Source organism: Lacrimispora amygdalina (assembly GCF_900205965.1).
GTDB lineage: Bacteria > Bacillota > Clostridia > Lachnospirales > Lachnospiraceae > Lacrimispora > Lacrimispora amygdalina_A.
The window spans coordinates 1-9,278 of record NZ_OAOF01000047.1; the positions used below are offsets into that span (position 1 = coordinate 1).

General features: G+C 42.6%; 9 protein-coding genes. 1 reads left to right on the plus strand and 8 read right to left on the minus strand.

Annotated features, from left to right (window positions below; genetic code table 11):
• A partial coding sequence (locus tag CRO04_RS25185; RefSeq protein WP_141401046.1) for an FMN-binding protein occupies nt 1-787 on the minus strand: 787 nt, incomplete at its 3' end.
• 177 nt (nt 788-964) lie between these two features.
• Here CRO04_RS25185 and CRO04_RS25190 point away from each other — a divergent pair.
• Nucleotides 965-1,315 carry a NusG domain II-containing protein gene (locus CRO04_RS25190; RefSeq protein ID WP_097006990.1) on the plus strand — a complete coding sequence of 117 codons (351 nt, stop codon included), beginning with the start codon at nt 965-967 and terminating at the stop codon, nt 1,313-1,315.
• 4 nt (nt 1,316-1,319) lie between these two features.
• On the opposite strand, the gene CRO04_RS25195 is transcribed toward CRO04_RS25190, so the two are convergent.
• From CRO04_RS25195 to CRO04_RS25225, 7 genes are all read right to left on the minus strand, one after another.
• Nucleotides 1,320-2,207: a DegV family protein gene (locus CRO04_RS25195; RefSeq protein ID WP_097006991.1), complete on the minus strand. Its 888-nt coding sequence runs from the start codon at nt 2,205-2,207 to the stop codon at nt 1,320-1,322.
• Between the two features lie 29 nt (nt 2,208-2,236).
• A complete protein-coding gene (locus tag CRO04_RS25200; protein WP_097006992.1) occupies nt 2,237-3,640 on the minus strand; it encodes a sensor histidine kinase in 1,404 nt (467 codons plus the stop codon).
• Between the two features lie 32 nt (nt 3,641-3,672).
• On the minus strand, nt 3,673-4,362 hold the full coding sequence (locus tag CRO04_RS25205; RefSeq protein WP_097006993.1) for a response regulator transcription factor: 690 nt from the start codon (nt 4,360-4,362) through the stop codon (nt 3,673-3,675).
• A 33-nt stretch (nt 4,363-4,395) separates the two neighbouring features.
• On the minus strand, nt 4,396-6,051 hold the full coding sequence (locus CRO04_RS25210) for a Na/Pi cotransporter family protein (RefSeq protein ID WP_097006994.1): 1,656 nt from the start codon (nt 6,049-6,051) through the stop codon (nt 4,396-4,398).
• Nucleotides 6,052-6,154: 103 nt separating this feature from the next.
• Nucleotides 6,155-7,147 (minus strand): dipeptidase, encoded by a 993-nt coding sequence (locus tag CRO04_RS25215; protein WP_097006995.1) that lies wholly within the window; start codon nt 7,145-7,147, stop codon nt 6,155-6,157.
• A gap of 131 nt (nt 7,148-7,278) precedes the next feature.
• Nucleotides 7,279-8,457 carry an ABC transporter permease gene (locus CRO04_RS25220; RefSeq protein WP_097006997.1) on the minus strand — a complete coding sequence of 393 codons (1,179 nt, stop codon included), beginning with the start codon at nt 8,455-8,457 and terminating at the stop codon, nt 7,279-7,281.
• The gene (locus tag CRO04_RS25225) at nt 8,441-9,100 is read right to left on the minus strand and encodes an ABC transporter ATP-binding protein (protein WP_097006996.1); all 660 of its coding nucleotides are present in this window, start codon (nt 9,098-9,100) and stop codon (nt 8,441-8,443) included. The genes CRO04_RS25220 and CRO04_RS25225 overlap by 17 nt, the downstream gene beginning before the upstream one ends.
• Nucleotides 9,101-9,278: the final 178 nt, after the last annotated feature.

Genomic DNA, 9,278 nt, shown 5'->3' on the forward strand with positions numbered 1-9,278 from the left:
TTAAACAGTCCTTCACTCCGTTCACAAATCCCATTAAGTTAATGCTGACGGAGGATACGGAATCCGTATAGCCCTCTTCATTTACAAGACCTTCCAGGGACTGATGCTCCAGCACATAACCCACAACTGCTTCTGCCTGTTCATGCCACTTGGGACCGTTTTCTGTCATCACATACTTTCCTTCCATGGAAAGCTGGCTCTTTTTGGTTCCATCTTCCTTTATGCAGTCCCAGGTAACCGCAGTGATCGCGTTATCTTTTACGGTCATGCTCACCTGGTCTTTGAAGCCATTCTCATCAAACTCCGGTGATTCATAGGTGTAAGTTCCTTCTTTTAAATCGGAAGGAGTCTCTGCTGATTCTCCGTTTTTTTCCGGAACCGTTACCTCTTCCTCACCCCTTGCCTGGGCAAGAGCCTGATCCACCGCCTGCTTAATGGCATTGCTGCTGAGAGTTGCTCCCGAGACAGCATCTACCTGAGTTGACTGCTTTGCAAGAATGGAATCTGTCAATCCTGGTAATACCAGATTGAGAAGTGTTTCCTTTTCTCCATTTACGGTAATGGAATCAATGGTTTTACCTGATACTGTTACATCTGCGGTGACAATCCCGCCGTAGCCTTTCGCAGTACCTGTATAGGTACCCGGAACATAGATCTCCGGTCTGATACTATTGTCAATCGCCTTATAAAGTGGATCTGTACCAAAAACAGTAGCGCAAGCCAATACAATCATAGCTCCCAGCCCAATATATCCATTTCTTTTAGCATTCGCGTTACTTTTATTCATATATCCTCCTATTTTATAAAGTTTGATTATATTTTAACATACCTCACAGGACTACGGCAATCAGTTTATAAAATTTTAATTATATTTGGATAGATTCAAGATTATGTGTTATAATGAAACAGAATTTTTGCTATTCTGTTTCTTCATAGATTGAAAATAAGTAAAGGAACTTTCAATATGGAATTGAAAAAACACAAGAAAGAAGTCATACTGATTGTTACAATTTTGGTGATATCATTTTTATTGCTCATCGTGAACCGGCTTATTTTTTCAAAGCCTGCCAGGTATCTGGAAATCACGGTAGACGGGAACCTTTATGAAACGCTGGATTTAGATCAGGATACTGAGATCTTAGTAAAGGGTTACCAGGGAGGAACCAACCGCATTGTGATTCAGAACGGTAAAGTACACGTTTCTGATGCTTCCTGTCCCGATAAAATCTGTATTCACCAGGGCACGATTGAACAGACGGGTGAAAGCATTGTTTGTCTGCCCAATCGTATGATTGCACAAATTATGGGAAAATAATCACTTATTCGGTTCTTTTGTCTCCAAAAAAGAATAATGCTACCGTTCCGGGTCCTGTATGGGAACCGATTACACAACCAATGCTGTTAATCATTACCGGTTCTTTCAGCATGGGAAACCGTTCCCCTATAAGGGCAGCCACTTCTTTTGCATCGGCTTCACAGGCAGAATGAGCGATCAGACATTTTCCGTTATACCGGGAACCATTCAGGGCATGTAATTCCATCATTTTTACCATTTCCTGAATGGCTCTTTTTTTTGTACGTATTTTCTGTCGTGGAATCAGATGTCCCGTATCATCAATATTCATAAGGGGACAGATATTTAGGACAGTTCCCAGCATGGCGGAGGTTGCAGATATTCTTCCTCCCCGCTTAAAACTGGTTAAATCAGTTGAGAAGAACCAGTGATGAACGGAAAGCCTGTGATTCATCACCCACTCTGCCGCTGCCTCCAGCGTGACTCCCTGATCCCGCAGATCTGCAGCCGCATCTGTTAAAAGTCCATAGCCGGAAGAGGCTCCAAGAGTGTCCAGGATCAGAATATTTCTGTCCGGGTATCTTAGCCGCATCTCAGCTCCCGCCACGCAGGCGGAATTATAAGTACCGGAAATTCCTGATGATAAGGTCAGATGCAGAATATCCTTTCCTTCCTTTAATATCGGCTCAAAAAAATTACAGTATTCCTCTACATTTACCTGAGAGGTATAAGGTGCTGCCCCTTTTGCAATCCGGTCATAAAATTCATCAAATGGAATGCTCTCACCTAAATCATCGGGGTAAGTAATTCCGTCGATTGTGTAGTGAAAACATACATAAGGAATTTTCCGGTTAACAAAAAATTCCTTTTTCATATCTGCCGTAGAACAACAGGTTAAAACAAATTTACCCATTCTGCCCCCTCCTGCCTTAACTGGCGTTTCTATCGTGTTTTTCCCTGGATGGGAATCTTAACCATAAATTCTGTTCCTACATCAATTGTTGATTCCACTGTAATGGTACCGTGATAAAAGTTGACAATATGTTTTACGATGGAAAGTCCAAGACCTGTCCCGCCCTGTTTTTTGCTTCTTCCTTTATCAACCCGGTAGAAACGTTCAAATATACGGCCAAGGGATTCTTTGGGGATTCCCATTCCATTATCCTTTACCCTGATAATCACATTACGGTCTTCTTCTTTAACTGTAATCCATACATCTCCGCCCGGTTTATTATATTTTACAGCATTACTTACCAGATTACCAATTAATTCCTTCATCTGCTGACCGTTGGCGTAGATGCAGACGGGCCTGCAGTCCATATGCATCAGAACTTCATGAGAGGCCGCAAGAGGTTCCAGGGATTCGATAATGTCTTCCACCAGTATGGAGAGCCGTACATCGCTTTTTAAAACCTCTGCTTCCTTGGTTTCAAGACGGGATATCATAAGAATATCATTGATCAGATTATTCATATTTCCTGCCTCTTTTTTAATTCGTTTTATGAAATCCGCCTTCTGGACTTCATCCTGTATGATTCCGCTTTCCAGAAGCTCCGCGTAGCCCTGTACCGAAGTAATGGGAGTTTTTAACTCATGCGAAGCATTGCTGAAAAATTCCTGACGGATCTGCTTTTCCCGCTCAATCTGATTTAGATACTCCTTTACATTCTTTGACATCCGAGTTGTGGTTTCCGCTATGATATTAATCTCCGGATATTGATACGTTTCAAAAGAAAGATCGGTGTAATCCCCATTTACCTTCAGCATTTCCTGGGATATCTCCTTAAGTGGCCGGGTAATGGACTCAGCAAAACTGTCTGCGGAAAATGCGGAATACATAATTGCTGCAAGAAAGCTCAGCCACACAGCCGGAAGCAGAAGCATTAAATTTTCTTTCATTCCGGTATATGGAACCGCCATCCGGAGAATGTAGTCTGCTTTGGAGGAGCGGATTGCTACATAAAGCATACTTTCCTTCAGCGTATTGGAATAACGTCTGGAAGTTCCTTCCCCTTCCTCCATTGCCTCCTTTACCTCTTCCCTGCCAGCATGATTATCCAAAGAAGCGACCGGTACTTCTCCAGTATCGGCCACTACAGTTCCATCTAAACAGATCACAGTGAAACGGCTATGGTTTTCACTTAACGTGGGTTTCAGATCCCCGATCTCCTTTTCTAAATTTCCGGAATAATCAAGAACCTCATCCATAGCCTTCAACGTGTATTTCATGTCTTTTCTTGAATTTTTAAGAAGTGCGCTGCTGGAGGCAATATAAAATATGAAGCTGCTGAGCACCAGCACCACCAGGATAATCTGAATAAATTTGACAAAAATAGCCTGTTTCATAGTTCCTCCAAATTATGCAGCAAGTATTTGTATTATACTTCCGTTTTAATCAAACGATACCCTACTCCCCGGACCGTCTTAATACAGGAACCGCCATTCTCTCCCAGCTTCTGACGTAATGTCCGGATATGCATATCCAGGGTTCTGGTCTCTCCGTCATAATCATATCCCCAGATATGATTAAGCAGTTCATCTCTGGTAACAACCTTATTATGATTCTCCATCAGATACTGCAGTAAGTCAAACTCTTTTAATGTAAGCTCAATTTTAACCCCGTCACAGGTAACTTCTCTGGTCTTCTTGTTTAAATGCAGACAATACTGCTCCAGTTCATCGTCCGGGGACTGATTTTTGCTGCTGCGGCGTAAAAGACTGCGGATCCTTGCCGCCAGCTCCATCACACCGAATGGCTTTGTCATATAGTCATCTGCACCGCCGTCAAGACCGGCCACCTTATCAAACTCCCGGTCTTTCGCAGTCAGGACAAGAATGGGAATATCCTTTATTAAATCATTTTTTCGGATTTTTCGAATTGCCGACATTCCATCCATGCCGGGAAGCATCAGGTCAAAGACAGCCAGTGCCGGTTTATCTGTTTCCATATGTTTTAAGGCATCCTCTGCCATCTCATAGGAAGAAACCTCATATCCAAAGCCTTCCAGGGCAATTTTTATTAAATCCCTGATATTATCATCATCTTCCACTACATAGATTCGTTCCATACTTCTCCTTTCTGTCCCTTAAAAATGAAATTCTTATATTTCTTCTTTTACATAACCTGCAATGTTATGGGCATGATCAGAAATTCTCTCCAGGTTGCTTAATGCATCTAAAAAGACAACTCCATTTTCCGGTTTACATGACTGCGCGGACAGACGCTCAATATGGCGTTCTCTCAATTCTTCCTCAAGAACATCTACATTCTCCTCACATTGAACTACTGCACGCACCTCTGACATATCAGAGGTTTGTCTGGCTTTAATGGCATGTTCCAAAGATGCCCGGACAGCCTTAAGCATCTCTTTCATTTCACTTTCCGCTTCCCTGGAAAAGACAATATTGCGGTTTGCTTTCTCCGCTGCCAGCTCCGATAAGTTTTCACAATGATCACTGACCCGTTCAAAATCACTGACTGTATAAAAAAGATTTTTAACCAGAATATGCTGTTCTTCGTTTAAGGACTGATTGTTAATTTTAATTAAGTAATCCGTCAGTATTTTCTCATACTGATCAATTTTCTGTTCCAGTTTTTCAACCTGTTTAATTTCTGATAAATCACTGCTCAGCAGGGCATCTGCTGCCACATCAAAATTCTCAAGTGCAGCGTATCCCATGTTAACCACTTCATGGTTTACATTTTCTATGGCAAAAGAAGGTGTCTCCAGAATTCGTTCGTCTAAGTGACGCTTCATCTCATTTTCGGAATCAGGCACTTCTTCTTTGTCCTTACTCCTGACAAAAAAGGCGGATGCCTTTACCAGCAGTCCTGCAAATGGGAACAGTAAAACGGTATTGGTAACATTAAATATGGTATGAAAAATGGATATTTCCACACTGGTGATCCGTGATGAGGCCAAAACCGGATTCATCCTGAAGTAAATGAACATAATAACGCCAAATATGAAAGCCCCGGCAGTATTAAACATCATATGAATAGCCGCTGCACGCTTTGCGGTCCTGTTAGCCCCCAGACTGGAAAGAAGTGCGGTTACACAGGTACCGATATTCTGGCCGAGTGTAATAAAAATAGCAGATTGCCAGTTTACAATTCCGTTTAATGCAAGAGTCTGCAAGATTCCCACTGAAGCAGAGGAACTCTGGATAATACCGGTCACAACAAGTCCGGCAAGAATTCCTAGGAACGGATTTTTGCCAAGAACCGAAAAAGCCTGTCCAAAAACGGGAGCAGAACGGTAAGGGGTAATCGAAGCCGACATAAAAGACAGTCCGATAAATAACACACCAAATCCAACCAGGATCTCTCCAATCTGTTTTTTCTTTTCATTTTTTGAGAACAGGCTGAATAATGCGCCCACACCCACTAACGCAGGAGCAAAGAATTCAGGCTTTAACATCTCACCCCATTCACTCATGGAAACGATCCAGCTGGTAACAGTTGTACCGATGTTGGCACCCATAATAATACCGACTGCCTGCTGAAGATTCATAATTCCCGCATTAACAAACCCAACCACCATAACCGTAGTGGCCGAACTGCTCTGTATAATAGCCGTGATTCCTGTACCTAACAGAACACCCATCAGCCGATTGCTGGTTAATGCTCCAAGTAACTGCTGCATCTTATGACCAGCAGATTTTTGCAGTCCATCAGCCATGGCATCCATTCCATAAAGGAACATTCCCAACCCTCCGATAAACTTAAATAACATTTGTATATCTGTTATTGACATATCATCCTCCCGTATTTCATGATAAATCATGTTATGTAAGCATCATATCAAATCTATGTAAAGTATTATACATAGGAATGTAAAATTTATGTAAATTTTTATCTTACTGTAAAATTTCCTTATAAACGCGTAGAACATTGCCGTAAAAAACAGCTTCAATTTCATCCTCGCGAAAGCCCTCTTTTTTCATGCATGCTTCTAACAGCGGAAGATCTTCCGGGGATTTCATCTCCAGTTCTCCACCGATTCCGTCAAAATCCGAACCAAGACCAATACAGCCGATCCCTCCGATCTGCTTTAGATGCTTTATATGTGAAACCATATCCTCAATCCGGCTTAAGGAATGCTCCCCTTTCTTCCAGTCGTGAAGAAAATCAGCGCAGAAATTAATTCCAGTGACTCCTCCCCGCTCTGCAAGCAGCCGGATCATCTCATCTGTTAAATTTCTTGGGTTGGAAGCAACAGATCTGGCATTAGAATGACTGGCTACAAAAGGTTTTTTCGTATGACGGAACACATCATAAATTCCTGCATCAGATAAATGGGATACATCAATGATCATGCCCAGACGTTCCATTTCTTCTACAAAAACAATACCGGTTTCCGTCAGTCCATGTTCTGTTTCCGACTCAAAAAAAGCCTCATCCTTCTCAATTCTGATTCTGTTGGGATAAGCGAGTTCATTGATATGATTCCAGGTAAGAGTCATCATGCGGACCCCCAGACGGTAAAAATTACGCAGAAAAGCAATTTCTCCCTGACAAACACCGCCCTCTTCAATCGTTAACATGGCAGACATTCTTCCCTCTTTCCGATTCGTTTCAATGTCTTCATATGTCCTTACAATTCCAATTAAATCCCCATATGCCTCAAGTTCCGTGTAAAACAAGTCAAGCAGCTTCATACAGTATTCAAACGGTCTTTCATGCTTTGTCAGTTCTGTAAACAGGGCAAAATTCTGCAGACAGTAATTTCCTTTTTTCATTCTCTCCAGGTCGATATGGCAGTCATTTTTTAAAATAGAATAGTCTTTCCCCTCCTGTCTTCTGTAATAAAGCTCCGCTATTGTATCACAATGCATATCTGCAACATTCATCATTATCCAGTCCTTCCTGTTACAAAGATTCTAAGACGCCCGAAAAAGAGCAGCCCGAACACAGCTGCTCCTTTGGTACTTATGCAAATAGTATCACTCCTATGACAGATTTGCAAGAAAATATTCTATTGCTATTCGCTGCGAAGTGCATCAATGGGACTTAAATTAGCCGCACGGCTGGCGGGCATGTATCCGAATATAAGCCCGATACCCACTGATACACTAAAGGAAACAATAACCGCAGCGGGCGTGGGAGTTGCCGGTATTCCTATGGCAGCTCCCACTATTGTTGTAGCTGCAGAACCCAGCACAATTCCCACCACTCCGCCAAGAGAACTGGTGACCGCCGCTTCAATTACAAATTGCTGCATGATGTGAATTTTCTTTGCTCCCAAAGCCTTTCTGATTCCAATTTCCCTTGTCCGCTCGGTTACTGACACCAACATAATATTCATGACTCCCACACCTGCTACCAGAAGGGATATCCCGGCAATCCCGCCCAGGACCATAGACATCATGGCAATCATGGAATCTAAAGATTCCAGCATTTCACTCATGGCAGTGACACGGAACAGACTGTCGTCTTTATAAATAGTCATCAAAAATGTTTCCAGGGATTCTTTGGCCTTTACCGTGTAGTCGGTATCTGCTGTTGCAAAGATATAGCTGCTGATTCTCGCTGTATTATTCAGTTTGGCCGCACTGCTGTAAGGAAGGTATAAAACATCATCTGTTCCCCCTTCTTCCAGCTCATCTTCATCCTGTCTGGAAATCACCCCAACAATCCGGTAGGCACTGCCATTAATTTTAATCGTTTTATCAATGGCATTGTCCACACTGCCATATAATTTCCAGGCTGCATAATACCCTGCCACACACACCTTCTGTCTGGAAGCAATATCAGAATAAGAAATGAAACGTCCTGCATCCAGGTTCTGATCCTTCATATCTAAATATTCTTCACTGACTCCGGTCACTGTCGTTTCATCCAGAGACTCCGTTCCATATTTTAAAGTTGCATTAACGGATACATTTGGTGTCATCTGGGAAAATAAATCTCTGTTATCATGATAAAACTGATACATTTCATCCACATCTGCATATCTGGTTGTCAAATTCGTCAGACGAACTGTCATCTGATTCGTTCCCATACTGGTGAAGCTGTCTTTCATATAAGACATCTGCCCATTTACAAGACTGACCAGAATGATGACCGAAGCGACTCCTATGATAATACCCAGCATGGTAAGAAAGGAACGCATCTTATTGCCCCAGATACTTTTCAGAGCCATTTTAAAGGATTGCAGCATATTCATTTACGTCTCCATCAAAATTAATCTTACCATCATGCACCCTTATCACACGCCGTGCCTCTAAAGCAATGGTGCTGTCATGAGTAATCATCACAATGGTATTGCCTTCGTCATTTAGTTCCTTTAAGAAGTTTAGCACTTCACGGCTGGTTTTTGAATCCAGAGCCCCGGTAGGCTCATCTGCAAGAATCAGGGATGGACTGCCGGCCAGTGCTCTGGCTATGGAAACACGCTGCTGCTGGCCGCCAGACAGCTGGTTGGGGAGATTTTTCCATTTCTCCGCCAGACCCACCCGTTCTAAGGAGGCCATGGCACGCTCTTTCCGTTCTTCGGTGCCGGCTCCCGCGTAGAGCAGCGGCAATTCCACATTTTCCAGAAGATTTAACCTGGGAAGCAGATTATACTGCTGAAAAATAAAACCAATCATTTTATTTCTGATATGTGCAAGCTGATTATCTGACATACTGCCCACATCTTCTCCACCCAGCAGATATTGACCATCGCTTGGTACGTCCAGTGCGCCGATGATGTTCATCAAAGTGGACTTTCCGCTTCCCGACTTTCCCACAATGGCAACAAATTCTCCGCGAAAGATGGTCATGGTGATACCATCATTTGCACGCACCTCTTCCTCACCCATCTGGTATACTTTGTAGATTTCCTTTAATTCAATCAAGGGCTCTGCCACGTTTCATTCCTCCTAGTATAATAATGATGCAGTCAAGAATGACTACTCAGTTAACAAGTTTCTTATCAGATAACAGAAGAAGGGGTTCTTCCTTCATCAAATGTTATCCATTCATAATTATCATGTCTGA